General features: G+C 68.8%; 18 protein-coding genes. 14 read left to right on the top strand and 4 right to left on the bottom strand.

Going from position 1 to position 25,399, the window contains the following annotated elements:
* Window positions 1-221 precede the first annotated feature (221 nt).
* Window positions 222-1,781 (top strand): RNA polymerase sigma factor, encoded by a 1,560-nt coding sequence (locus OG905_RS11175; protein WP_328667583.1) that lies wholly within the window; start codon window positions 222-224, stop codon window positions 1,779-1,781.
* 149 nt (window positions 1,782-1,930) lie between these two features.
* Entirely contained in the window at window positions 1,931-2,752 is an 822-nt protein-coding gene (locus OG905_RS11170; protein WP_328667582.1) for a S1 family serine peptidase, read from the top strand.
* Window positions 2,753-2,880: 128 nt separating this feature from the next.
* Here the strand turns inward: OG905_RS11170 and OG905_RS11165 are convergent, their stop codons facing one another.
* Window positions 2,881-3,111 (bottom strand): DUF7455 domain-containing protein, encoded by a 231-nt coding sequence (locus tag OG905_RS11165; protein WP_142213264.1) that lies wholly within the window; start codon window positions 3,109-3,111, stop codon window positions 2,881-2,883.
* A 433-nt stretch (window positions 3,112-3,544) separates the two neighbouring features.
* Between OG905_RS11165 and OG905_RS11160 the strand changes: the two genes are divergently transcribed.
* The 5 genes from OG905_RS11160 to OG905_RS11140 all read left to right on the top strand — a co-directional run bounded on the left by OG905_RS11160 (window position 3,545) and on the right by OG905_RS11140 (window position 9,763).
* A complete protein-coding gene (locus OG905_RS11160; RefSeq protein ID WP_328667581.1) occupies window positions 3,545-5,662 on the top strand; it encodes a DNA gyrase/topoisomerase IV subunit B in 2,118 nt (705 codons plus the stop codon).
* Between the two features lie 105 nt (window positions 5,663-5,767).
* Window positions 5,768-6,928, top strand: coding sequence for a sensor histidine kinase (locus OG905_RS11155; protein WP_328667580.1), 1,161 nt, complete (start codon window positions 5,768-5,770; stop codon window positions 6,926-6,928).
* Window positions 6,925-7,599, top strand: coding sequence for a response regulator transcription factor (locus tag OG905_RS11150; RefSeq protein ID WP_328667579.1), 675 nt, complete (start codon window positions 6,925-6,927; stop codon window positions 7,597-7,599). The genes OG905_RS11155 and OG905_RS11150 overlap by 4 nt, the downstream gene beginning before the upstream one ends.
* A 98-nt stretch (window positions 7,600-7,697) precedes the next feature.
* Complete coding sequence (locus tag OG905_RS11145; protein WP_328667578.1) at window positions 7,698-8,174, top strand: DUF485 domain-containing protein; 477 nt, start codon at window positions 7,698-7,700, stop codon at window positions 8,172-8,174.
* Window positions 8,171-9,763, top strand: coding sequence for a solute symporter family protein (locus OG905_RS11140; RefSeq protein ID WP_328667577.1), 1,593 nt, complete (start codon window positions 8,171-8,173; stop codon window positions 9,761-9,763). The genes OG905_RS11145 and OG905_RS11140 overlap by 4 nt, the downstream gene beginning before the upstream one ends.
* A 30-nt stretch (window positions 9,764-9,793) precedes the next feature.
* Here the strand turns inward: OG905_RS11140 and OG905_RS11135 are convergent, their stop codons facing one another.
* Together OG905_RS11135 and OG905_RS11130 are read right to left on the bottom strand one after the other, a co-directional pair.
* Complete coding sequence (locus OG905_RS11135; protein ID WP_328667576.1) at window positions 9,794-10,519, bottom strand: DUF7342 family protein; 726 nt, start codon at window positions 10,517-10,519, stop codon at window positions 9,794-9,796.
* Complete coding sequence (locus OG905_RS11130) at window positions 10,516-12,159, bottom strand: sensor histidine kinase (RefSeq protein WP_328667575.1); 1,644 nt, start codon at window positions 12,157-12,159, stop codon at window positions 10,516-10,518. Before OG905_RS11130 ends, OG905_RS11135 begins: the two co-directional genes overlap by 4 nt.
* 253 nt (window positions 12,160-12,412) lie before the next feature.
* Here OG905_RS11130 and OG905_RS11125 point away from each other — a divergent pair, with 253 nt between their 5' ends.
* The 6 genes from OG905_RS11125 to OG905_RS11100 all read left to right on the top strand — a co-directional run bounded on the left by OG905_RS11125 (window position 12,413) and on the right by OG905_RS11100 (window position 22,888).
* Window positions 12,413-16,702 (top strand): discoidin domain-containing protein, encoded by a 4,290-nt coding sequence (locus OG905_RS11125; protein ID WP_328667574.1) that lies wholly within the window; start codon window positions 12,413-12,415, stop codon window positions 16,700-16,702.
* Between the two features lie 58 nt (window positions 16,703-16,760).
* The gene (locus OG905_RS11120; protein ID WP_266489204.1) at window positions 16,761-17,768 is read left to right on the top strand and encodes a LacI family DNA-binding transcriptional regulator; all 1,008 of its coding nucleotides are present in this window, start codon (window positions 16,761-16,763) and stop codon (window positions 17,766-17,768) included.
* 138 nt (window positions 17,769-17,906) lie between these two features.
* The gene (locus OG905_RS11115; protein WP_328667573.1) at window positions 17,907-19,292 is read left to right on the top strand and encodes an ABC transporter substrate-binding protein; all 1,386 of its coding nucleotides are present in this window, start codon (window positions 17,907-17,909) and stop codon (window positions 19,290-19,292) included.
* 3 nt (window positions 19,293-19,295) lie between these two features.
* Window positions 19,296-20,255: a carbohydrate ABC transporter permease gene (locus OG905_RS11110; RefSeq protein ID WP_328667572.1), complete on the top strand. Its 960-nt coding sequence runs from the start codon at window positions 19,296-19,298 to the stop codon at window positions 20,253-20,255.
* 16 nt (window positions 20,256-20,271) lie between these two features.
* Window positions 20,272-21,147 (top strand): carbohydrate ABC transporter permease, encoded by an 876-nt coding sequence (locus tag OG905_RS11105; protein WP_328667571.1) that lies wholly within the window; start codon window positions 20,272-20,274, stop codon window positions 21,145-21,147.
* Between the two features lie 124 nt (window positions 21,148-21,271).
* Window positions 21,272-22,888, top strand: a complete 1,617-nt coding sequence (locus OG905_RS11100; RefSeq protein WP_328667570.1) for a glycoside hydrolase family 13 protein — start codon at window positions 21,272-21,274, stop codon at window positions 22,886-22,888.
* A 21-nt stretch (window positions 22,889-22,909) separates the two neighbouring features.
* On the opposite strand, the gene OG905_RS11095 is transcribed toward OG905_RS11100, so the two are convergent.
* Window positions 22,910-24,145, bottom strand: coding sequence for a citrate synthase (locus OG905_RS11095; protein WP_328667569.1), 1,236 nt, complete (start codon window positions 24,143-24,145; stop codon window positions 22,910-22,912).
* A gap of 87 nt (window positions 24,146-24,232) precedes the next feature.
* On the opposite strand from OG905_RS11095, the gene OG905_RS11090 reads away from it, so the two are divergent.
* On the top strand, window positions 24,233-25,396 hold the full coding sequence (locus tag OG905_RS11090; RefSeq protein ID WP_328667568.1) for a citrate synthase/methylcitrate synthase: 1,164 nt from the start codon (window positions 24,233-24,235) through the stop codon (window positions 25,394-25,396).
* Window positions 25,397-25,399: the final 3 nt, after the last annotated feature.

Raw genomic sequence — 25,399 nt, 5'->3', positions numbered from 1 at the left:
GGTGTGACTCGGGCCACGTGGATTGGGCGTAACACTCCTCGAAACAGTGCGATGACCTAAGAGGTGACAGCCGAAGAGGGAATACAGCCGCCATTCAGGGCGCTGTGCAATTCCGAGGCTCAGCCCCGCGCCACCGGCACATCCGCAGCCTGGTGGTCGTCGGCTCCGGCCCGATCATGGGCGGGGCCGGAAGCCGTTTCCATCGTTCCGAGAGGTTGTTCGTGTCGGCCAGCACATCCCGTACGCTCCCGCCGGAGATCGCCGAGTCCGAGTCTGTGATGGCGCTCATCGAGCGGGGAAAGGCTGATGGGCAGATCGCCGGCGATGACGTGCGTCGGGCCTTCGAGGCTGACCAGATTCCGCCAACCCAGTGGAAGAATGTTCTGCGCAGCCTCAACCAGATCCTCGAGGAAGAGGGTGTGACGCTGATGGTCAGTGCCGCGGAGTCGCCGAAGCGCGCCCGCAAGAGCGTCGCAGCGAAGAGCCCGGCAAAGCGCACCGCCACCAAGACCGTCGCGGCCAAGACCGCCACGGCCAAGACCGTCGCGGCCACCGCGGCGCCGACGGCCGAGACCGTCGACGTCCAGGCCGACGAAGAGGTCACGGCAACCGCGCCTGCCAAGAAGGCGGCCGCCAAGAAGACAGCGGCCAAGAAGACGGCGGCCAAGAAGACCGCCGCCAAGAAGACCGTGGCCAAGAAGACCACGGGCAAGAAGGACACCGACGAGGCCACCGAGGGCGAAGAGCCGCTCGATGAGGTCCAGCCCGGTGGCAAGGGCGAAGAGGAAGAGGCCGAGGGCGAGAGCAAGGGCTTCGTCCTCTCCGACGACGACGAGGACGACGCGCCCGCCCAGCAGGTCGCCGTCGCCGGTGCCACCGCCGACCCGGTCAAGGACTACCTCAAGCAGATCGGCAAGGTTCCCCTCCTCAACGCCGAGCAGGAGGTCGAGCTCGCCAAGCGCATCGAGGCCGGTCTGTTCGCCGAGGACAAGCTGGCGAACTCCGACAAGCTCGCGCCGAAGCTGAAGCGCGAGCTGGAGATCATCGCCGAGGACGGCCGCCGCGCCAAGAACCACCTGCTGGAGGCCAACCTCCGCCTGGTCGTCTCGCTGGCCAAGCGCTACACCGGCCGCGGCATGCTCTTCCTGGACCTGATCCAGGAGGGCAACCTCGGTCTGATCCGCGCGGTCGAGAAGTTCGACTACACCAAGGGCTACAAGTTCTCCACGTATGCCACCTGGTGGATCCGTCAGGCGATCACCCGCGCCATGGCCGACCAGGCCCGCACCATCCGTATCCCGGTGCACATGGTCGAGGTCATCAACAAGCTCGCGCGCGTGCAGCGCCAGATGCTCCAGGACCTGGGCCGCGAGCCCACCCCGGAGGAGCTGGCCAAGGAGCTCGACATGACCCCCGAGAAGGTCATCGAGGTCCAGAAGTACGGCCGCGAGCCGATTTCGCTGCACACCCCCCTCGGCGAGGACGGCGACAGCGAGTTCGGTGACCTGATCGAGGACTCCGAGGCGGTCGTGCCGGCCGACGCGGTCAGCTTCACGCTTCTGCAGGAGCAGCTGCACTCGGTGCTCGACACCCTGTCCGAGCGTGAGGCGGGCGTGGTTTCCATGCGCTTCGGTCTCACCGACGGCCAGCCGAAGACCCTGGACGAGATCGGCAAGGTCTATGGCGTGACGCGTGAGCGCATCCGTCAGATCGAGTCCAAGACCATGTCGAAGCTGCGCCACCCGTCGCGTTCGCAGGTGCTGCGCGACTACCTCGACTAGGTCGCAGTGGTACGCGACCGGTCGTAGAAGTACGCCGAAGGGCCCGGATCCCGTCAGGGGACCGGGCCCTTCGCCATGTCGCGGGTGCGGGCGGGTGTGAGGTGACTGACTCTGGGTGGAATTACTTCAACGCAGAGTCAGGAGGCCGTATGCGTCGTTCCCTCGCTCGAGCCCTGACCGGGGCACTGTCGCTTGTCGCCGCGGCGGCTGTGGCGCCCTTGGTATCGCCCGTCCCCGCCGGCGCCGACAGCGTGGTCGTCGGCGGCGATCCGGTCACCACCATCGAGGCCCCCTGGGTCGTCGCACTCGCCAGCCGTGACCGGTTCGGGGGAACACGCGCGGGTCAATTCTGCGGCGGCGTGGTGGTGGCGCCGACGAAGGTGATGACCGCCGCCCACTGTCTGAGCCGCACCGTGCTCGGCCAGGACGTGAGAGAGGTCCGGGATCTGCGGGTCATCTCCGGGCGCTCCGAGCTGACGGGCGTCGAAGGCCGGGAGATCGCGGTGAGCGACAGCTGGGTCTCGCCGCAGTACAGCCCGCTGACCAACAGTTCGGACATGGCAGTGCTGACGCTGGCCGAGGCGCTGCCCGCCTCGTACGTGATCCGCCTGGCGGGCGCCGGTGATCCGGCGTACGAGCCGGGCACGAGCGCCACGGTCTACGGCTGGGGCGATACGAAAGGCGACGGCAGCTACTCCTCCTCGCTCCGGGCCGCGCAGGTGAGCGTGCTCTCGGACCAGGCGTGTGGACAGGCCTATCCGGGCGGACTGGGCGGGCGCTACGTGGCCGCCACGATGCTGTGTGCAGGAGACACCGGCGGCGGCCGGGACGCCTGTCAGGGGGACAGTGGAGGGCCGCTGGTGGCCCGCGGGATGCTCATCGGCCTGGTCTCCTGGGGGAGCGGCTGCGGGCTGGCGGGCAGCCCCGGGGTGTACACGCGGATCTCGGCGGTGGCCGTGCCGTCGGACTGAGGAAGGCACAGCATCGGACCGCTGTCGCGGTCACGGTATGAGAGCGGGCGGCCGCCCCTGGTATTCAGGGGCGGCCGCCCGTTAGCCGGTCCGGGACCGGCTCTTGGCTCGTCGTGGGATGCGAGGTGTCAGTGTTCCTCTTCACCGGCGGCGGCCGGGACGGCCGTGAGTCGGTCGGTCTCATCCTGTATTTCCGCGGCGATCTTCTTGAGTTCCGGCTCGAACTTGCGCCCGTGGTGGGCACAGAAGAGCAGCTCACCGCCGCTGGTCAGGACGACGCGCAGGTACGCCTGGGCGCCGCAGCGGTCGCAGCGGTCTGCGGCCGTCAGGGGGCTCGCGGGGGTCAGAACAGTAGTCACGTCGCCTCTTCTCTAGCTCGACGAGCTGTCGTACCAGGGTCAACATCCAACCAGGCCGAAAACGTTCCCGCTCGTGGCTTTTCCTCGAAACTTCTGGTCAAGGTGGCTGTCTGCTGCCGGTTGGCGGCGAATGAGCCGTATTGCTTCGCTCTACGGATTTCGCGTTGCTTGTCTCGTTTGGCCCTCCCGGCTGGGTTGCCGGTTGTTCATGAGGACGTGCCCGGAGCCTAAATGGTTCATGCCTGGAAGGGAACGTGATGTGCACGTCACTCCATCGAGGGATCGAACACCTATACGAGACTGGACTAGCATGAGAAATCACGAGGGTGGCGTTACATCGGCTCTACCAGGCCTCGGTACGCTCTGACCGGCGACCGACGCCGGGCCTTTACCCCACCGGGCCACATCTCAAATTCAGCGAGGAGCGAACCGCGTGACCGCCGAAACGTCCGTGCCGTCCAGTGCGGTACTGACCGCAGACCGTGACGGGTCCAATTACACCGCGCGGCACCTGCTCGTACTCGAGGGGCTCGAGGCGGTCCGCAAGCGCCCCGGAATGTACATCGGGTCCACCGACAGCCGCGGCCTGATGCACTGCCTCTGGGAAATCATCGACAATTCCGTCGACGAGGCTCTGGGCGGCCACTGCGACCACATCGACGTGATCCTCCACGAGGACGGATCCGTCGAGGTCAAGGACAACGGCCGGGGCATCCCCATCGACAAGGAGCCCAAGACCGGCCTCTCCGGCGTCGAGGTCGTGATGACCAAGCTGCACGCCGGCGGCAAGTTCGGCGGTGGTTCGTATGCGGCGTCCGGCGGTCTGCACGGCGTGGGCGCGTCCGTTGTCAACGCCCTCTCGGCCCGCCTTGACGTCGAGGTCGACCGCAACAGCGCGACGCACATGATCAGCTTCCGCCGCGGCGTCCCCGGCATCTTCACCGAGTCGGGCCCGGACGCTCCCTTCGACCCGGCGAACGGCCTGCTCAAGGGCAAGCGAGTCCCCAAGACCCGTACCGGCACGCGCGTGCGGTACTGGGCGGACCGGCAGATCTTCCTCAAGGACGCCAAGCTCTCCCTGGAGCACCTCCACCAGCGCGCCCGCCAGACCGCCTTCCTGGTCCCCGGCCTGACCATCGTCGTCCGCGATGAGCGGGACCTGGAAGGAGAGGGCAAGAGTGAGGAGACCTTCCGCTTCGACGGCGGCATCAGCGAGTTCTGCGAGTACCTCGCCCAGGACAAGGCCGTCTGCGACGTGCTGCGGCTGACCGGACAGGGCACCTTCAAGGAGACCGTCCCGGTCCTCGACGACCGCGGCCATATGACCCCCACCGAGGTCACCCGGGAGCTCGGCGTCGACATCGCCCTGCGCTGGGGCACGGGCTACGACACCGCCGTGAAGTCGTTCGTCAACATCATCGCCACCCCCAAGGGCGGCACCCATGTGAGCGGCTTCGAGCGCTCCATCACCAAGACGATGAACGAGGTACTGCGCTCCGCCAAGCTGCTGCGCGTCGCCGAGGACGACATCGTCAAGGACGACGCCCTGGAGGGCCTCACCGCCGTGGTCACGGTCCGGCTGGCCGAGCCGCAGTTCGAGGGCCAGACCAAGGAAGTCCTCGGCACCTCGGCGGCCAACAGGATCGTGGCCAATGTCGTCGCCAAGGAACTCAAGGCCTTTCTGACCTCCACCAAGCGGGACGCCAAGGCGCAGGCCCGGGCGGTGCTGGAGAAGGCCGTCGCCGCAGCCCGCACCCGCATCGCCGCCCGCCAGCACAAGGACGCGCAGCGCCGGAAGACGGCGCTGGAGACCTCCTCGCTGCCCGCCAAGCTCGCCGACTGCCGCAGCGACGACGTGGAGCGCAGTGAGCTCTTCATCGTCGAGGGAGACTCCGCGCTCGGCACCGCCAAGCTCGCCCGGAACAGCGAGTTCCAGGCGCTGCTGCCGATCCGCGGCAAGATCCTCAACGTACAGAAGTCGTCCGTCTCGGACATGCTCAAGAACGCCGAGTGCGGCGCGATCATCCAGGTCATAGGAGCGGGATCGGGCCGGACCTTCGACATCGACGCCGCGCGCTACGGCAAGATCGTCCTGCTTGTCGACGCCGATGTCGACGGCGCCCATATCCGCTGTCTGCTGCTCACGCTCTTCCAGCGCTATATGCGGCCGATGGTGGAGGCGGGCCGGGTCTTCGCCGCGGTGCCGCCGCTGCACCGTATCGAGCTGGTCCAGCCCAAGAAGGGCCAGGACAAGTACGTGTACACGTACTCCGACAGCGAACTGCGCCAGACCCTGCTGGAGTTCCAGCGCAAGGGGGTCCGCTTCAAGGACTCCATCCAGCGCTACAAGGGCCTCGGCGAGATGGATGCCGACCAACTCGCGGAGACCACCATGGATCCGCGTCACCGCACCCTGCGCCGGATCAACATCGGCGACCTGGAGTCCTCCGAGCAGATCTTCGACCTGCTCATGGGCAATGAGGTCGCGCCCCGCAAGGAGTTCATCACCAGCTCCGCGGCGACGCTGGACCGCTCGCGGATCGACGCCTGACGACGGCCCGCCCACCCAGGGGTGGAGCCGGTGGCTCCACCCCTGAGCCGATCCCGGGTCCGGCTCCTCCTCCGTAGCATCGGGGGCGACGGAGGAGGATCTGACGTGCGCAGCAGCGAGTTGACCGCGTGGCCAACGCGGGAAGCACTGTCCCGTCTCGGCGTACCGCGCGTCCGTATCGCCCTCGACATCGCGGTACTCGCCGGTCTTGCGGCCTGGGTCGTGTACAGCGCGTACGACTCGGAGGTCTTCCACGGCCGGGGCGCGGTGCTCCCGCCGCTGGGTCTGCTCTGCTGCGCAGCCGCAGTCTTCGGCTTTCACCAGACGACCCTCGCCAACCGGCTGGGACCCTCGCTCGGACTGGTCGCCGCCCTCGCGGCCGTCGGAGCGGCGGCGTATATCGCCGGGGCCGCCGTTCCCGCGATGGTGCTGTGGATCTCGGCCTCCGTCATGGCGATGGAGCGCCTCCCGCTCTTCGCCGGCCTGGGCACCGCAGCGGTGATGTCCATCGGCTTCGCGCTGGCCGACGACAGCGAGCTAGGGCCCTACTTCACGATCGCCGCGGTGCTGCTCGGCGGATACTCACTGCGGCTCGATGCCCAGGCGCGGGGTGCCGGATTCCGGCTGCTCGCCCAGGAACGGGCCGCTCGCGAAGCCGAGGCCACGTCGGTCGCCCTCGCCGAACGGGCCCGTATCGCACGGGAGATCCACGATGTCCTCGCGCACAGTCTGTCCGCGCAGCTCGTTCATCTGGAAGCGGCCCGGATCCAGATCGAGCGCGGACCGGAGGGGCCGCTGCGGGAACAGATCCTGGAACGGGTGGTGGCGGCCCGGGTGATGGCCCGCGAGGGTCTCGCCGAGACCCGGCAGGCGCTTTCGGCGCTGCGCGGCGAGATGGCTCCCGTAGAGGACTATCTGCGCGAGCTCGCTGTCGCGGACGGAGCGGAGACCGAGGTGACAGGGGAGCGGCGGCAGCTGACAGCCGAGGCCTCGCAGGCGGTACGGCGCGTGGCCCAGGAGGCCCTGACGAACGCGCGCAAGCACGCGCCCGGCGCCAAGGTGAGCATGCTGCTCGCCTACGAGAAGGTTGAAGTGGCCCTGGAAGTACGGGACTCGGGCGGCGGTGCGCACGGCGGTGAGCTCGGGGCGTCCGGCTCCGGATACGGTCTGCTGGGGATGCGCGAACGGGCCGAACTGCTCGGCGGCACCCTGGAAGCAGGACCCGAGGGAGAGGGCTTCGTGGTGCGGCTGCGGGTGCCGGCATGACAACGCAGGACGCCAGAGTGATCGTCGTCGACGACCAGGCCGTGGTGCGCGAGGGCATTGTGATGCTCCTGGGGCTGCTGCCCGGCATAGAGGTCGTCGGCTCGGCCAAGGACGGCGAGGAGGCGGTCGCTCTCGTCGCCGAACTCGCCCCCGATGTCGCCCTGATGGATCTGCGGATGCCCCGCTGCGACGGCGTGGAGGCGACCCGCCGCATCCGCAGCGAACATCCGGGCACCCAGATCGTCGTGCTCACCACCTATGCCGACGACGACTCGCTGTTCCCCGCGCTGCGGGCGGGAGCGCGTGGATATCTCACCAAGGACGCCGGCGGCGACGAGATCGTACGGGCCATTCAGGACGTCATGGCAGGTCGCGCCGGGCTCTCGGCGGTCGTCCAGCAGCGGCTGCTCGAGCAGGTCGCGTCCGCGCCCGAACCACCGGGGCCGAGGCTGCCCGACGGGCTGACCGCGCGCGAGGGCGAGGTGCTGACCCTGATCGCGGAGGGCCTCACCAACGTCGACATCGCGCGCAGGCTGCACATTTCCACGGCCACGGTGAAGACGCACATCAACAATCTCTTCTCGAAGACCGGTATCCACGACCGCGCTCAGGCGGTGCGGTACGCCTATCGGGAAGGTCTTGCGCGGCCACCTGGGTCGAGCATCACCTGATGGGGTGAAGACCGGCGGGAGAAGAGTCCGGGATCTTCCCGCTCTGTCCATCCTTGTGCATGCGGCCGAAACGGTTCGCTGACAAGGGGAGCTGATCGGTGGAGAAGCCTGAAGGGCGGGACGCCGCGGCGGTACGGCTCGACGACCCGTGGTACGACGCCCTGGCCTCCGGCTGGGGGGAGTTGGACGGCACGGGCGCCCCCGCGCCCGTCGCGGCGCCCGGACCAGCAGTCCCGGAGCGTGGATCGAGCGCCGCCGACATCTATCTGGAAGTGCAGCGGAGCGCCGCCTTCCAGGAGGTGCGCAGCCGCTACCGCAGGTTCGCCGTCCCCGCCGTCCTCGCCTTTCTCACCTGGTACTTGGCGTACGTCGTCGCAGCGACCACCGCACCCGAGCTGATGGCCAGGCCGGTGGCGGGTGCGGTGAATGTGGCGATGGTCGCCGGGCTCGGGCAGTTCCTCACCACCTTCCTGCTGACATGGGCGTACGCACGGCATGCGCGCCTGCACCGGGATCGGGCGGCGCTCGATCTGCGCTGGGACACACAGGAGTTGACACGGGGAGCCGGGCGTTGAGCGGCCACCACCAGACCCTGGCGTTGCTGCTGTTCAGCGCCTTCATCGCGGTCACACTCGGCATCACCACCTGGGTGAGCCGCAACAGGCGTGGTTCGGCGGAGGAGTTCTACGCGGGCGGGCGGCTGTTCTCGCCCCTGGAGAACGGCTTCGCCATTGCGGGCGACTACATGTCCGCCGCCTCCTTCCTGGGTATCTCCGGGCTCATCGCGCTCTACGGCTACGACGGAATGCTCTACTCCGTCGGCTTCCTGGTCGCCTGGCTGGTCGTCCTTCTGCTGGTGGCCGAACTCGTCCGCAACTGCGGCCGGTTCACGCTCGCAGACGTCGTCGCGTCCAGGATGAGCGAGCGCCCCGTGCGCATCGCGGCGGGAACTTCTTCGGTCACCGTGTCCGTTCTCTATCTGGTGGCGCAGATGGTGGGGGCCGGCAGCCTCGTCGCGCTGCTGCTTGGCGGTACGAGCGAAGCCGCGCGCTCGTGGACCGTCATCGGCGTGGGTGCACTGATGGTCATCTATGTGTCGTTGGGAGGGATGCGAGCCACCACCTGGATCCAGATCGTGAAGGCCGTGCTGTTGATGGCTGGCGCGATCGCGATGACCGTCCTCGTCCTCGCGCGCTTCCACGGCGACTTCAACCAGCTGCTCAACTCCGCAGCCGAACGAAGCGGCCACGGCAGGGACTTCCTCGCACCCGGCCTCAAGTACGGCGGGGGCTGGACCGCACGCTTCGACTTCGTCAGCCTCGGCCTGGCGCTCGTCCTGGGCACGGCGGGTCTGCCGCACATCCTGTCGCGCTTCTACACCGTGCCGACCGCGCGGGCCGCCCGCCGCTCGGTCGTCTGGTCGATCGGTCTCATCGGCAGCTTCTATCTGATGACGATCGTGCTCGGCTTCGGTGCGGCCGCCGTGCTCGGCTCCGACGAGGTACGCAAGTCGAACGCGGCCGGGAACACCGCGGTCCCGCTGCTGGCGCTCGACCTCGGCGGAGGCGCGGGGTCCACGGGGGGAACGGTTCTCTTCGCGGTGGTCGCGGCCGTGGCCTTCGCGACCATCCTCGCCGTCGTCGCCGGGATCACGCTCGCCTCATCGGCCTCCGTCGCGCACGATCTGTACGCCTCGCTCAAGCGCCGCCATGCCAGACAGCACAGCGAGGTTGCCGTCGCGCGGGTCGCGGCCGCGGGGATCGGAGTGGCCGCGATCGCGCTCGGCCTGCTCGCCCGCGACCTGAATGTCGCGTTCCTGGTGGGCCTGGCCTTCGCGGTCGCCGCCTCGGCCAATCTGCCCGTACTGCTCTACTCGCTTTTCTGGCGGAACTTCACCACGCGCGGGGCGGTCTGGGCGGTGTACGGAGGGCTGGTTCCTGCGGTGCTGCTCGTGGTGCTCTCGCCGGTCGTCTCGGGCAGCCCGGAAGCGCTGTTCCCGGGAGTGGACTTCCATGTCTTCCCGCTGCAGAACCCGGGCCTGGTCTCCATTCCGCTCGGCTTCCTGGCGGGCTGGATCGGTACGGTCACGTCGAAGGAGCCGCCGGATGAGGCGAAGCACGCGGAGACGGAGGTACGGGCGCTCACGGGCGCGGGAGCGGTGTGAGTCTCGGGCCGTCCCCGGGCTGTCCTGTCCTCAGTCGCCGGACGGGCTCGCCGCAGGCCCGGACGGAGCCGAGGATCCCCATACGTAGCGGTGCTCCGGCCGTCCCGTTTCGCCGTACTTCAGGCTCAGGCGAACCCGGCCCGTTCGCTCCAGCAGTTTCAGATAGCGCTGGGCCGTCTGTCTGCTCACCCCCGCGCGCTCCGCGATTTCCTGGGCGGAGAGCGGTCCTTCGGCGGCCAGCAGCACCTGGCGGACCACCTCGGCGGTGGTCGGGGAGTGGCCTTTGGGCAGGTCCGGGGCGACGGAGCCGACCGACAGTGCCCCGAAGATGCGGTCCACCTCCGCCTGCTCCGCCTCGCCGCCGCCCTCCAGGGTGCGACGCAGCGTGGCGTAGGCCTCCAGCTTGGCGCGAAGGCCGGCGAAGTTGAACGGCTTCACCAGGTACTGGAGCGCGCCGTGACGCATCGCCGCCTGGACGGTGGCCACGTCCCGCGCGGCCGTCACCATGATCACGTCGGTCTGGTGGCCGAGTCTGCGCAGCTCCCGTACGACCGCGAGGCCGTTCCCGTCCGGCAGATAGTGGTCCATGAGGATCAGATCCACCGGGCAGTCGGCGATCCGCGCGAGCGCCTCGGCGGCCGAGTGCGCTGTCGCGGAGACCCGGAAGCCGGGCACTTTGGAGACGTAGGCCGCATTGATCTGTGCGACCCGTTTGTCGTCGTCCACCACCAGTACGTCGATCGGTGCGTCGGTCATCGCGCCTCCACGGCCGTGGCCAGGCCCGGCTCCGTCAGCGCCTCGGGGAGTACGACGGTGAACTCCGCGCCGCCGCCCTGCGCCTCCCGCACCCGCGCGCTGCCGCCGTGCCTTTCGGCGAGCCTGCGCACCAGCGCCAGACCGAGGCCGCGCTTGCCGTGTACGGGGAGTTCCTTGGTGGACCAGCCCTCGGTGAAGATCAACTCCTGCTGGTCCGGAGGGACTCCCATACCGCTGTCCGCGATTCGCAGGACCGCCGTACGCCCCTCCGCGCGCAGCTCGACCTCGATCAGGGGGTCCGGCGAGCCGGTCGCCGCGTCCAGCGCGTTGTCGACGAGATTGCCGACGACCGTGACCAGGCCGCGCGGGTCCACCAGCCGGTCGGGCAGCAGTGTCCCGGACGCGATGCGCAGCGATACGCCGCGTTCCGCCGCCACCGTCGCCTTGCCCACCAGCAGCGCGGCCAGCAGAGGATCGTGGATCTTCTCGGTGACCTGCTCGGCGGTGGCCCGGTGGACGCCGACCACCTCGGTGACGTACTCGACCGCCTCCTCGTGCATCTCCAGCTCGAGGAGACCGAGCAGGGTGTGCATACGGTTGGCGTGCTCATGGTCCTGTGCACGCAGGGCGTCGATCAGCCCTCGGGTGGAGTCGAGCTCGCGGCCCAGCTGCTCCAGCTCGGTACGGTCGCGCAGGGTGGCGACGGCCCCGCCGTCGTCGGTCGGCATCCGGTTGGTGATCAGCACCCGGCTGCCGCGTACGGTCAGCAGATCCTCGCCGGTGACCCGCCCGGCAAGCACGTCGGTGGTGCGACCTTCGCCGAGCACCTCGTCGAGGGGACGCCCTTCGGCCTCGGGGCCGAGGCCGAGCAGCCGCTGGGCCTCGTCGTTCATCAGCCGGATCCGGCCCGAGGCGTCGAGGGCGACAACCCCTTCCCGGATGCCGTGCAGCATCGCCTCGCGTTCCGCCAGCAGCGCGGAGATGTCCGAGAAAGCCAGGTCGTGCGTCTGCCGCTGGAGCCTTCGGGAGATCAGATACGCGGCCAGGGCTCCCACAGCAAGCGCCCCGCCCGCATACGCGAGCAGTCCGGGGATCGCCGCGAGGAGCCGGGCGCGCACGCTGTCGTACTCGATGCCGACCGACACCGCGCCGACGATCGTGCCGCTGTCGTCGCGCAGCGGCACCTTTCCGCGGGCGGAGCGGCCGAGCGTCCCGCTGTCGATCTCCATGACCTCATGGCCCGCGAGCGCGTCGCTGGGGTCGGTGGAGACGACCCTGCCGATCTGCTCGGGGGCGGTGTGGGACCAGCGCACCCCGCGCATGTCCATGATCACCACGTACTCGGCGCCGGTGGCCTTCCGGATCCGCTCGGCCTTGGCCTGTACCGGACCGCCTGCCGTCGGCTGCGAGCCGAGCAGCTCGTCGGCGACCTCTGGGGACGCGGTCGTCTCGGCGATGGCAAGCGCCCGGCGCATCGCCTGATCGTCGAGCTGGGCGCTGAGCGGGGCGAGGAAGAGGCCGGTGGCCAGCACGGTGACACCGGTGGCGATGGCCAGCTGCATCAGCAGGACCTGGGAGAAGACCCGCTGCGGCCAGCCGAACCGCCGGCGCCGGGCGGGAGCGGTCGGTACGGGGCTCATGCCTAGGAACGGTAAGGGGCGTGCGGCCCTTTCCGAAATCCCCTCTTCACGCAAATCGCTTGCGCGTTTTGCAGCCGACTTACGTTTTCGTGGAAGCGGGCGGCAAAGGTGCTGGTGCGGCCGGATCTCGCGGTTCCGGCCGATCGTGCCGATCAATTTGACGCGGTCATGGCGGTGGACGATGTGGCAGATCTCTGCAATTCTCTGACCGCCATACGCAAAAGACTCAATCTGACGTGCAGATCGGGGACATATGAGACCGCAACGCTGGGGTTGGCGGGTTCTCTCCGCCGTCATCACCACCAGTCTTCTGATGATCGCCTGGCCGTCGCTCACCGCCTCGGCGGCCGTCGGCCCCAATATCGCCGCGGGCCGCCCCGCGGCGGCGAGCAGCGCCCACAGCGAATACGCCGCTCGGAACATCACCGACGGAAACCGGGCCACCTACTGGCAGAGCGCAGGCAGCGGCTTCCCCCAGTGGGTACAGACCGACCTCGGTTCCGCCCACCGGATCGACGAGGTCGTGCTCAAGCTGCCCGCCGGATGGGAGAGCCGCGAGCAGACCCTCTCCGTTCAGGGCAGCGCCGACGGCGTCGGCTTCACGACCCTGAAGACCTCGGCCACATACACCTTCGGTCCAGGTCAGGCCAATACCGTGGCCATCGCCTTAGCGGAGGCCCAGACCCGTTTCGTCCGTATCCACATCACGGCCAACACGGGCTGGCAGGCCGCCCAGCTCTCCGAGCTCGAAGTCCACGCGGCCGGTGAGTCCTCGGTCGACCTCGCCCGCGGCAAGACCCTGACGGCCGGCAGCCACACCGAGGTCTACACGGCCGCCAACGCCAATGACGGCAACCGATCCAGCTACTGGGAGAGCCGCAACGGCGATCTCCCGCAGTGGATCCAGGCGGACCTCGGAGCGTCCGTCCGTATCGACCGGGTCGTGCTGCGGCTGCCCGACGGCTGGGCGGCCCGGACGCAGACACTGAAGATCCAGGGCAGCAACAACGGCACGGACTTCACCGATCTGACCGCGTCGAAGGCGTACGAGTTCAACGCGGCGGGCGGCCAGTCGGTGACGATCGCCTTCGACGCCGCCACCACGCGGTATGTCCGCGTCCACGTCACCGCCAACACCGGCCGGGCGGCCGCCCAGGTCGCCGAGTTCGAGATCTACGGCCCGGCGACCGGCGACACCCAGGCGCCCACCGCCCCCACCGCGCTCGCCTACACCGAGCCGGCCACCGGGCAGATCAAGCTCACGTGGGAGGCTTCCACCGACAACACCGGCGTCACGGGCTACGACATCTACGCCAACAACGAACTGCGCACCACCGTCGCCGGCAACATCACGACGTACACGGACACGCAGCCCGCGAGCGCCACGGTTTCGTACTTCGTCCGCGCGAAGGACGCCGCCGGTAACCAGTCGGGCAACAGCAACACGGTCACCCGCACGTCAGACACCGGCGACACACAGGCGCCGACCGCACCAGCCGGTCTCTCCTTCACCGAGCCCGCAGCCGGGCAGGTCAAGCTCAGCTGGGGCGCGTCCTCGGACAACACCGGCGTCACCGCTTACGACATCTACGCCAACAACTCGCTGCGCAAGAGCGTGGCGGGCGATGTCACGACGTACACGGACACCCAGCCCGCGAGTGCGACGGTGTCCTACTTCGTACGCGCCAAGGACGCGGCCGGGAACCAGTCCGGCAACAGCAACACCGTGACACGCAACGGCTCGGCGGGCTCTGCCTCGAACCTCGCCGTCGGCAAGCCCATCACCGCCTCCTCCGTGATCCACACCTTCGTCGCGGAGAACGCCAACGACAACAGCCTCACGACCTACTGGGAGGGCGCCGCGGGCAGTTACCCGAACACCCTCACCGTGAAACTGGGCGCCAACGCCGATATCGGCAGTGTGGTGCTCAAGCTCAATCCGGACAGCAGTTGGGGCACCCGGACCCAGAACATCCAGGTCCTGGGCCGTGAGCAGAGCGCGACCGGCTTCACGAGTCTGGTCGCGGCGAAGGACTACACCTTCGATCCCGCGAGCGCGAACGCGGTCACCGTCCCGGTGGACGCGCGAGTCGCCGACGTCCAGCTGAAGTTCACGTCCAACACCGGTGCCACCGCGGGCCAGGTCGCGGAGTTCCAGGTCCTGGGCGTCCCGGCGCCCAACCCCGATCTGGAGGTCACCGGTCTGACGGCCTCGCCCGCCGCGCCCGTCGAGTCCGACCCGATCACCCTGTCGGCCACCGTGCGCAACAGCGGACCCGTCGCCTCCGCGGCCAGTGCCGTGGCGTTCCGGCTGGGCGGCACCAAGGTCGCCACGGCGCAGGCCGGGGCACTGGCCGCCGGGGCGACATCGACCGTCAGCGCCTCGATCGGGGCGCGTGACGCCGGTACCTACCAGCTCAGCGCCGTCGCCGACGAGGCGAACGCGGTCATCGAGCAGAACGAGACCAACAACACCTACACCAGCCCGACATCACTGGTGGTGAAGCCGGTCGACAGCTCCGATCTGATCGCGTCCGCGGTGAGCTGGACCCCGAGCAGCCCCTCCGCGGGTGACACCGCCGCTTTCTCCGTGACTCTCAAGAACCAGGGAACGGTGGCCTCCGCCGGCGGCAGCCACGGCATCACGCTCACGGTGACCGACTCGAAGGGCGCGACGGTCAAGACCCTCACGGGCGAGCACGGCGGAGTCATCGCCGCCGGCGCGAGCACCTCACCCGTGAACCTCGGCACCTGGGCCGTCGCCAACGGCTCGTACAGCGTCAAGGTGGTCGTCGCGGACGACGCCAACGAGCTGCCGGTCAAGCGCGCCAACAACACGAGCACCCGGCCGCTGTTCGTCGGGCGCGGCGCCCATATGCCGTACGACATGTACGAGGCGGAGGACGGCACGCTCGGCGGCGGGGCTCAGAAGGTCGGCCCCAACCGGACCATCGGCGACCTCGGCGGTGAGGCGTCCGGACGCCAGGCCGTCACCCTCAACAGCACCGGCAACTATGTCGAGTTCACGACCAGGGCGAGCACCAACACGCTGGTGGCGCGGTTCTCGATACCGGACGCCCCGGGCGGCGGAGGCATCAACTCCACGCTCGACGTCTACATCGACGGCACTTTCCGAAAAGCGATCGACCTGACGTCCAGGTACATGTGGCAGTACGGAGCCGAGGCGAGCCCCGGCAACTCCCCGGGAGCGGGTGCGCCGCGTCACATCTACGACGAGGCGAACGTGCTGCTCGGCGAGACCGTCCGGGCGGGCTCGAAGATCCGGCTGCAGAAGGACGCCGCCAACAAGGACACGTACGCGATCGACTTCATCAACCTGGAGCAGGTCGTGGCGGCGGGGAACCCGGACCCGGAGGCGTACACCGTCCCGGCCGGAACCACCCACCAGGATGTCCAGAACGCCCTGGACAAGGTGCGGATGGACACCACGGGCAAGCTCGTCGGCGTCTATCTGCCGCCAGGCGACTACCGGACCTCGAACAAGTTCCAGGTGTACGGAAAGGCGGTCAAGGTCCTCGGCGCGGGCCCCTGGTTCAGCCGCTTCACCACCCCGACCGACCAGGAGAACACCGACGCCGGCTTCGATGTCCAGGCGACCGCCAACGGCTCGTCCTTCTCCGGCTTCGGGTTCTTCGGCAACTACACCGCGCGCAACGACGGTCCGGGCAAGGTGTTCAACTGGTCCAAGGTCTCGGACATGACCGTCGACAACATCTGGACCGAGCACATGATGTGCCTCTACTGGGGCACGGACACGGACCGGATCACCATCAAGAACTCCCGTATCCGGGACATGTACGCAGACGGGATCAACGTCACCAACGGCAGCAGCGACAACCGTGTCAGCAATGTGGAGGCGCGCACGACCGGAGACGACGCCTTCGCGCTGTTCCCCGCCGTGGACATCGTCAACGCCGACCAGACCGGCAATGTCTACGAGAACATCACATCGCTGCTGACCTGGCGGGCTGCCGGTATCGCGGTCTACGGCGGCAGCGGGAACGCCGTACGCAACGCCTATGTCGCGGACACGCTCACCTACTCCGGACTCACCATCGCCACACTGAAGTTCGGATCGATCCCGGCTCTGGGGTTCGGCGCCACTCCATCCACGTTCGAGAACATCTCGCTGGAGCGGGCCGGTGGGCACTTCTGGGGCAACCAGACCTTCCCGGCGCTGTGGATGTACTCGGCGGAGTACGAGTACCGGGGCATCCGGATCAGTGGACTCGACATCACCGATCCGACCTACTCGGGGATCATGTTCCAGACGAAGTACGACGGAAGCCGGCCGATGTACCCGGTCCGGGACAGCGTGCTGACCGATGTCACCGTCAGCGGCGCGAAGAAGAGCGGTGACGCCTTCGATGCCAAGTCAGGCTTCGGGCTCTGGGTGAACGAGATGCCGGAGTCGGGGCAGGGGCCCGCGGTCGGGGAGGTCACTTTCAACGGTCTGAAGCTCAGCGGCAACGCGCAGGACGTGAAGAACACCACCTCCACATTCAAGATCAACATCAACTAGCAGAACAGGGCAAGCGCTGGCGCAAGCCGCTTGCATGGCTTGCGCTAGTCTTGCGCGCATGACGCGACGACTTGCTCAGGTGGCGAAGAAGGTTGGGGTCAGCGAGGCCACGGTCAGCCGGGTGCTCAACGGCAAGCCGGGAGTCTCCGAGTCCACCCGGCAGTCGGTGCTGAGCGCGCTCGACGTCCTCGGCTACGAGCGGCCGACCCAGCTGCGCGGCGAGCGGGCGCGGCTGGTCGGTCTCGTCCTTCCGGAGCTGCAGAACCCGATCTTCCCGGCATTCGCCGAGGTCATCGGCGGGGCCCTCGCGCAGCAGGGGCTCACGCCCGTGCTCTGCACCCAGACCAAGGGCGGCGTCTCCGAGGCGGACTATGTGGAGCTGCTGCTCCAGCAGCAGGTGTCCGGAGTCGTCTTCGCGGGCGGACTCTTCGCGCAGGCGGACGCCCCGCACGCCCACTACAGGCTGCTGGCCGAACGCAAGATTCCGGTGGTGCTGATCAACGCCTCCATCGAGAATCTCGACTTCCCCTGTATCGCCTGTGACGACGCGGTGGCGGTGGAGCAGGCCTGGCGCCATCTGGCCTCTCTCGGCCACGGGCGCATCGGCCTCGTCCTCGGGCCGAACGACCATGTGCCCTCGCGGCGCAAGCTCGCCGCCGCGCACGCGGCCGCGAAGGCCGCCGGCCGCGAGCTGCCGGACGACTGCGTCGAGCGTTCCATGTTCTCCCTGGAGGGCGGGCAGGCGGCGGCCTCGCGGCTGCTCGACCGCGGGATCACCGGGATCATCTGCGCCAGCGATCCGCTCGCGCTCGGAGCCGTACGGGCCGCCCGCCGGCGCGGTCTTGCCGTCCCCGGGGATGTCTCGGTCGTCGGCTATGACGACTCCGCCTTCATGAACTGCACCGAGCCGCCGCTGACCACCGTCCGCCAGCCGATCGAGGCGATGGGGCGGGCCGCGGTCGAGTTGCTGTGCGCGCAGATCCAGGGCGGCGATGTCCCGCCCGGTGAGCTGCTGTTCGAGCCGGAACTGGTGGTGCGCGGCTCCACGGCGCAGGCCCCGCGCTAGCTCCACAAAGGGCTGTCAAAGTTTTACGAAATCAGCGCGAGATATTGCGGTCTTCTGTCGCCGGTGGTTGAGTGTGCCGCGCTCCCGCAGCGTGTCTGCCGCGGGGTCATCCACGCTCATGCCCGAAGGGGACCACCCATGAGAAGTGCTACGACCGTCCTCGTCACCGCGCTCGCCCTCACCGTCCTGGCCGCCTGTGGCACGAGCAGCAGCGGCGACAACGACGAGGGCTCCGGCGGGGGTTCGTCCGACCCGTCGGCGCCGCTGGACCCGAAGACCAAGCTGACGCTCACGATCGACTGCATGCCCTCGCCCGCCAAGGCCGCGGAGCTCAAGGAGTGGAACGAGGACGTCAAGGCCTTCAACAAGACGTACCCGAACATCAAGATCCAGGGACGCTCGACGCCCGGCCAGTGCCTTGAGCCGCCGCGCTTCACCGCGATGCTGAAGGCCAAGTCTCAACCGGACGTGTTCTACACGTACTTCACCGATCTCCAGCAGGTCCTCGACAACGCCGGAGCCGCGGACATCTCGGCGTACGTCACCCCCAAAACGGTCCCCGCGCTCGCCGACGTCGACGCCGACGTCATGAACTCCCTCAAGCACGACGGCAAGCTCTACGGACTGCCCACCAGCAACTACAGCATGGGTCTGCTCGTCAACCGCAAGCTCTTCCAGCAGGCCGGGCTCAACCCCGACAACCCGCCGAAGACCTGGGCCGAAGTCCGTACCGCGGCCAAGGCGATCGCCGGACTCGGCAAGGGAGTCGCGGGATACGGCGAGTACAGCGCGGGCAACACCGGCGGCTGGCACTTCACCGCCACGATGTACGGCCTCGGCGGCGAGGTCGTCGACGCGAGCGGCAAGAAGGCCGCCTTTAACAACGACCTGGGCAGGCAGATCGTCCAGAATCTGCACGCCATGCGCTGGGACGACGACAGTATGGGCAAGACCCAGCTGCTCAAGTGGGGCGACCTGCAGAAGCAGATAGCGAGCGACAAGCTCGGGATGTTCCTCGCCGCGCCCGACGACATCGCGTACATGGTGCAGCAACTGGGCGCCACGTACGAGAACTTCGGCATGGGACCGATCCCCGGCCAGAAGAGCACCCTCTTCGGCGGCAACAACTACATGATCAAGAAGGGGATCTCCCCGGACAAGATCAAGGCCGCGGTCGCCTGGCTGAACTTCAAGAACCTCACCCTCGGCAAGGGCCAGTTCGACTGGGCACGCACCAAGGCCGACGGTCTGCCCGTCGGTGTCCCGCAGCCCAACTTCTGGCTGGGCGCGAGCAAGACCAGGGACGACGCGGCACGCGCGGCCAGTGCCACCATGCCGGTCCAGAACTTCAAGGCCTTCATGGACAACCCGGTCAAGGGCAAGGCCGAACCGCCCAAGGCCCAGGAGATCTACAAGGTCCTGGACAACGTGATGTCGGCAGTGCTCACCAACGAGAAGGCCGACGCGGTCAAGCTGCTGGCGACCGCCGTATCGCAGGTCGACCAGATCCTGGCGAACCAGTAGCCGATGCCGGCCCCCACCCTCACCCCGCGCAAGGCCCCACCGCGCCCCGGGCGCGCCACCGGGCTCCGTACGAACGCATCGAGGGAGGCGTTCGTACGGGCTCTGCGCCGCAATCTGTCCGCACACGGCTTTTTGATCGGCGCCGTGCTCTGCTTCTCGTTCTTCTCCTGGTATCCGATGGTCAGGGAATTCGTCCTGGCCTTCCAGAAGACCGAGGACGGACGCACCACCTGGGCCGGCTGGTCCAACCTCAGCACCGTGTTCAACGACCCGGCCTTCTGGCAGGCCTGGCGCAACACCCTGCTGTTCACCGGCCTCGCGCTGCTGCTCGGCTTCGCCGTCCCGTTCGTCGTCGCCCTGGTCCTCAATGAATTCCGGCACGCGCAGGGCTACTTGCGGCTGCTGGTCTATCTGCCCGTCATGCTGCCGCCGGTCGCGTCCGTCCTGCTCTTCAAGTATCTGTACGACCCCGGATACGGACTCCTCAACCGGATCCTGGAACTTCTGCACCTCCCGCAGCAGCAGTGGCTTCAGGACCCCGACACCGCGATGCTCTCGGTCGTCATCGCCGCCACCTGGATGAACATGGGCGGCGCGACCCTGATCTATCTCGCCGCACTGCAGGGCATACCGGGGGAGCTCTACGACGCGGCGGAGCTCGACGGGGCGGGGCTGCTGCGCAAGATCTGGTACGTCACCATCCCGCAGACCCGGCTGATCCTCTCGCTGATGCTGCTCATGCAGATCATCGCGACGATGCAGGTCTTCACCGAGCCGTTCCTGCTCACCAACGGCGCAGGTCCCGAAGGGTCCACGACGACCGTCGTCTATCTCATCTACCAGTACGCCTTCAACTTCAACAACTACGGCAGCGCGGCCGCGCTCGGCCTGGTCCTGCTCGTACTGCTCGCGGGGTTCTCCGGGGCGTACGTACGGCTCAGCCGCACCGGCGACGACGAGTAGGACGGGGGAGACGGACATGAGCACACGCACACTCATCTCACCGGCCCAACTCGCGAGGCCCCGCGCGAGGTTCCTCTACTGGACGGTCTTCGTCCTCGTCGTCGGCCTCTTCACCCTGGTGTTCCTCGGCCCGCTCTACTGGATGGTCTCCGGTGGGCTCAAGACAACCCAGGAGGTCGTCCAGTCACCGCCGACCTTCCTGCCCCAGGCGGTGCACCCCGAGAACTACTCGCGGGCCTGGGACGTGATGGACCTGGCCCGGCTGCTGTTCAACACCCTCTACTACGCCGTCGGCGCGCTCGCCTTCCAGCTGGTCCTCGATGTCGCAGCGGCCTACTCGCTCTCCAGGCTCCGGCCCGTGTTCGGCAAGGTCATCCTCGCGATGATGCTGGCCACGCTGATGATCCCGGCCACCGTCCTGGTCGTACCGCAGTATCTGACGGTGCTCGACGTGCCGGTCGTGGAACGCAATCTGCTCAACTCGCCCTGGGCGATCTGGCTTCCGTCCGTCACGAACGCCTTCAACATCTTCCTTCTGAAGCGGTTCTTCGACTCGATCCCGGGCGAGCTCCTGGACGCGGCAGCCATCGACGGAGCGTCCCGGATGCGGACCCTGTGGTCGGTCGTGCTGCCGATCTCCCGGCCGATCCTCGGCGTCGTCTCCATCTTCGCGGTCGTCGGAGTCTGGAAGGACTTCCTCTGGCCGATGCTCACCCTGCCCGATCCGAGCAAGCAGACCCTCAATGTCGGGATCTACTCCCTGGCGAACGGCGTGCCCGAGAACGTGCTGATCGCGGCGCTGACCATCGCGTCCGTGCCGACGCTGCTGATCTTCCTGATCTTCCAGCACAACATCATGAGCGGTCTCACCGCGGGCGGGCTCAAGGGTTGAACCCGGCTTTGCCTCAAGGGCTGCCCGTCGCACCGCTCTTCGCCAAGCCTCCGCCGCCGGTCTCACTCCGGCGCCCCGCTGTGGGGCCGGCGGCGGAGTCCCACCTGCCCGAAAGGACCGTCACGTGGCAGCCCCTCATCCGGTTCACGCGGACGTGGATCGTACGGACGACTGGTGGCGTTCGGCCGCCATCTACCAGGTGTACGTGCGCAGCTTCGCCGACGGCGACGGGGACGGCGCGGGCGATCTCGCGGGCGTCCGGGCGAGACTGCCCTACCTCGCCGAACTCGGCATCGACGCGGTCTGGTTCAACCCCTGGTACCTCTCGCCGATGGCCGACGGCGGCTACGACGTGGCCGACTACCGTGCCGTCGACCCGGCCTTCGGAACCCTCGCCGAGGCCGAGAAGCTCATCAGCGAGGCCCGCGAGCTGGGGATCAGGACCATCGTCGACATCGTGCCCAACCATGTCTCCGACCAGCACACCTGGTTCCGCTCGGCCCTCGCCGCCGGACCGGGCAGCCCCGAGCGCGAGCTCTTCCACTTCCGTCCCGGCCGCGGCGAGAGGGGCGAACTGCCGCCCAACAACTGGCCGTCGCAGTTCGCCGGGGAGACCTGGACCCGCGTGCCGGACGGCGAGTGGTATCTGCACCTGTTCACCCCGGAGCAGCCCGATCTCAACTGGGACCACCCCGTGGTGCGCCAGGAGCACGAGGACGTCCTGCGCTTCTGGTTCGAGCGCGGCGCCGCGGGTGTACGGATCGACTCGGCGGCCCTGTGCGCCAAGGCCCCCGGTCTGCCGGACGCCGACGAGGACGACACGACGCTCTACGTCGACCGCGACGAGCTGCACGACATCTACCGCGCCTGGCGGGCTGTCGCCGACGAGTACGGCGGGGTCCTCATCGGCGAGCTGTGGGTGCCCGACCCGGACCGCTTCTCCCGCTATCTGCGATCCGACGAGCTGCACACCGCGTTCAACTTCGACTTCCTGGCCCGCCCCTGGGAGGCGGCCGAACTGCGTGCCTCCATCGACACCACGCTCGCCTTCCACGCCCCGGTCGGCGCTCCGGCGACCTGGGTGCTGTGCAATCACGACGTGACCCGCACGGTCAGCCGCTACGGGAGGGACGACACCGGCTTCGACTTCGCGAAGAAGCGCTTCGCAACCCCCACCGACCTGTCGACCGGCACCCGGCGGGCCCGGGCCGCGGCCCTGCTCTCGCTCGCCCTGCCCGGTTCCGTCTATCTGTTCCAGGGGGAGGAACTGGGGCTTCCCGAGGCGGACATACCGCTCGACCGCATCCACGATCCGATGCACTTCCGCTCCGGGGGAGTGGACCCGGGACGCGACGGCTGCCGGGTGCCGCTGCCCTGGGCCGCGGACGCGCCGTACTACGGATTCGGCTCGGCGGTGGATCCCTGGCTTCCGCAGCCCGAGGGCTGGGCCCCGTACGCCGCCGACCAGCAGGCGGCCGATCACGGCTCGATGCTGAACCTCTACCGGCGGGCCCTGCGGCTGCGCCGGGCCGGGCCCGGGTTCGGGGACGGACCGCTTCGCTGGCTGCCGGCCGCGCCCGGAGTCCTCGCCTTCAGCCGTGGCGGCGGACTGATCTGCGTCGTCAATCTCGCCGAAGATCCCGCCGAACTGCCCGGCCACACAAGCGTCCTGCTGACGAGCGGCGCCCTGGACGACGAGGGCCGGCTGCAGCCGGACACGGCCGCCTGGCTGCGAGCCTGACGCCGGGAGTCCGCCGCGCGCTCACGGCAGTGGCCTGGGCGGGCGGGGGCCGTCGTACTGCCCGCTCGGACGCATCCGCAGCGGGCGCTCCTCGTACTCTTCCAGCGCGTGCGCGATCCAGCCCGCCGTGCGCGCCACGGCGAACACCGTCTCGCCCGCCTCGGCCGGCATCCCGGACGCCACCGAAAGGACCGCCAGCGCCAGGTCGACATTGGCGTGCAGCTCCACATGGCGGGCCGTCGTCACCTCCACCTCGCGCGCCGCCTCCAGCGCGGGACGGGCCGCGGGCAGCTCTGCCAGTACGCCGAACAGCGCCTCGGCGCGAGGGTCCTTGCCCGGGTAGAGCCGGTGGCCGAGACCGGGGACACGACGGCCCGCCCGCAGATGGTCCGCCACCACGGGCGCGGCGCTTCCCCGCTCCAGGACCTCGGCCAGCATCCGGTGCGCGAGACCGCTGGCGGCTCCGTGCAGCGGACCTTCCAGCGCGCCGAGACCCGCGGAGACAGCGGCGTACGGGTGGGCACGTGCCGAGGCCGCAACGCGTACGGCGAGCGTCGATGCGGCCAGATCGTGGTCGATCAGCAGCGAGAGCGCCATGTCCAGCGTTCGTACGGACCTCTCGTCCGGACGCTCGGCGGTGAGCCGTGACCAGAGCCGCCAGGCGATCCTGCCCTCGCCACGATGCCGTTGCCCGACCGTGGGGAGCGCGTCGACCAGGGTGGGGATCAGCATGCGCGCGCTGCCGAGCACGGCGTCCCGGTCGAGGTCGAAGCGCAGCGGATCCGCGACCGCGGCCGCGATGGCGGCGACCCGCAGGCGGTCCGTCGATCCGCTGTGCGCGGGCAGCGCATCGACCGCGCGACGGGCCGCGGCGAGCGTCTCGGGCGGAGAGGTGAACCGTACGCCGGGTCGCAGAGTGCCGGTCCAGAGCCAGTCGGCGATCTCCTCGTAGCCGTAGCGGCGGGCGAGTTCGGTCGCGTCGACGCCCCGGAAGTAGTAGCGGTCCTTGTCGATCAGGGTGATGCGGGTGCGGATCCGCTGGGTGATGTCGCCGCCGGACGAGGGCTCGCGGCGGCCCCTGCGGACGAGCGCGTCGACCTCTTTGGCGTCGAAGGTGCTGCCGCGGCCGGTGGGGTCGCGCCTGCTGGAGAGCTGGCCGCGGCTGACATACGCGTACACGGTCTCGGGTTTCACACCGAGCCGGGCGGCCGCCTCCTTGGTGGTCAGCCGCTCGCCGTCCGCTGCGTGGTCCGTCATGCCGTCACCGTACACATATTGATTCAATCAATATTGACAGTGATCCCATCAAGCATGGACAGTCAAATCAAGTTCAGGGAGGACACCATGCAGAGCACCGGGACCAACGCACCCGTCGACGTACCGCGCGGACTCGCGGGCGTCGTCGTCACCGACACCGCGCTGGGCGACGTCAGAGGGCGCGAGGGCTTCTACCACTACCGCCAGTACTCGGCCGTCGAACTCGCCGAGCGGCGCGGCTTCGAGGACGTCTGGCATCTGATGTTCCACGGCGAACTGCCGGACGCCGCGCAGCGTGCGGCCTTCGTGGAGCACACCGCGTCTCTGCGCCGTCTGCCCGACGACGTCCGCGCCGCGCTGCCCGCGATAGCCCGCTCGTGCGCGCTGTCCGGGCCGCTCGCCGGACTGCGCACCGCGCTCTCCCTGCTGGGAGCCTCCGCGGGGCTGCGCCCGGTGTACGACCTCGGCACCGACCGCCGCCGCACGGACGCACTCGCCGCGTGCGCGGCCGTGCCGACGCTGCTCACCGCGCTGCACCGGCTGGGCCAGGGGCTGGAGCCCGTCGAACCGCGTGACGACCTGCCGTACGCCGCCAACTACCTCTACATGCTGACCGGTTCCGAGCCGGAGCCGGCGCGGGCCCGGGCGATCGAGCAGTACCTCGTCTCCACGGTCGACCACGGCTTCAACGCCTCGACCTTCACCGCCCGCGTGATCACCTCCACCGGAGCCGATGTGGCCGCCTGCCTGGTCGGGGCGATCGGGGCGCTCTCGGGTCCGCTGCACGGCGGCGCCCCGAGCCGGGCTCTGGACACCCTCGACGCGATCGGCACTCGGGAGCGGATCGACCCCTGGATCAGGGAACGGGTCCTGGCGGGCGAGCGGATCATGGGCTTCGGCCATCCCGTCTACCGGACCGAGGACCCGCGCTCGCGGATGCTGCGGGGCATCGCCGAGAGCTTCGGCGGACCGCTCGTGGAGTTCGCGGTCGAGGTGGAGGCGCGCGTCGAGGCGATCCTCGCCGAACTCAAGCCGGGCCGTGAGCTGCACACCAATGTGGAGTTCTACGCCGGGGTGGTCATGGAACTGTGCGGGCTGCCGCGCGAGATGTTCACGCCCACGTTCTGCGCGGCGAGGGTCGTCGGCTGGAGCGCCAACATCCTTGAGCAGGCGGAAGACTCCAAGATCATCCGCCCGTCGGCCCGCTATGTGGGACCGCCGCCGCCCCAGCCCGTTCCGGTGGTGTCCTGACAC

The sequence above is a fragment of the Streptomyces sp. NBC_00322 genome, assembly GCF_036147535.1.
Classification (GTDB): Bacteria; Actinomycetota; Actinomycetes; order Streptomycetales; family Streptomycetaceae; genus Streptomyces.
Note: the sequence above shows the minus strand (reverse complement) of the source record. Positions and strands in the feature narration are given on the sequence as shown.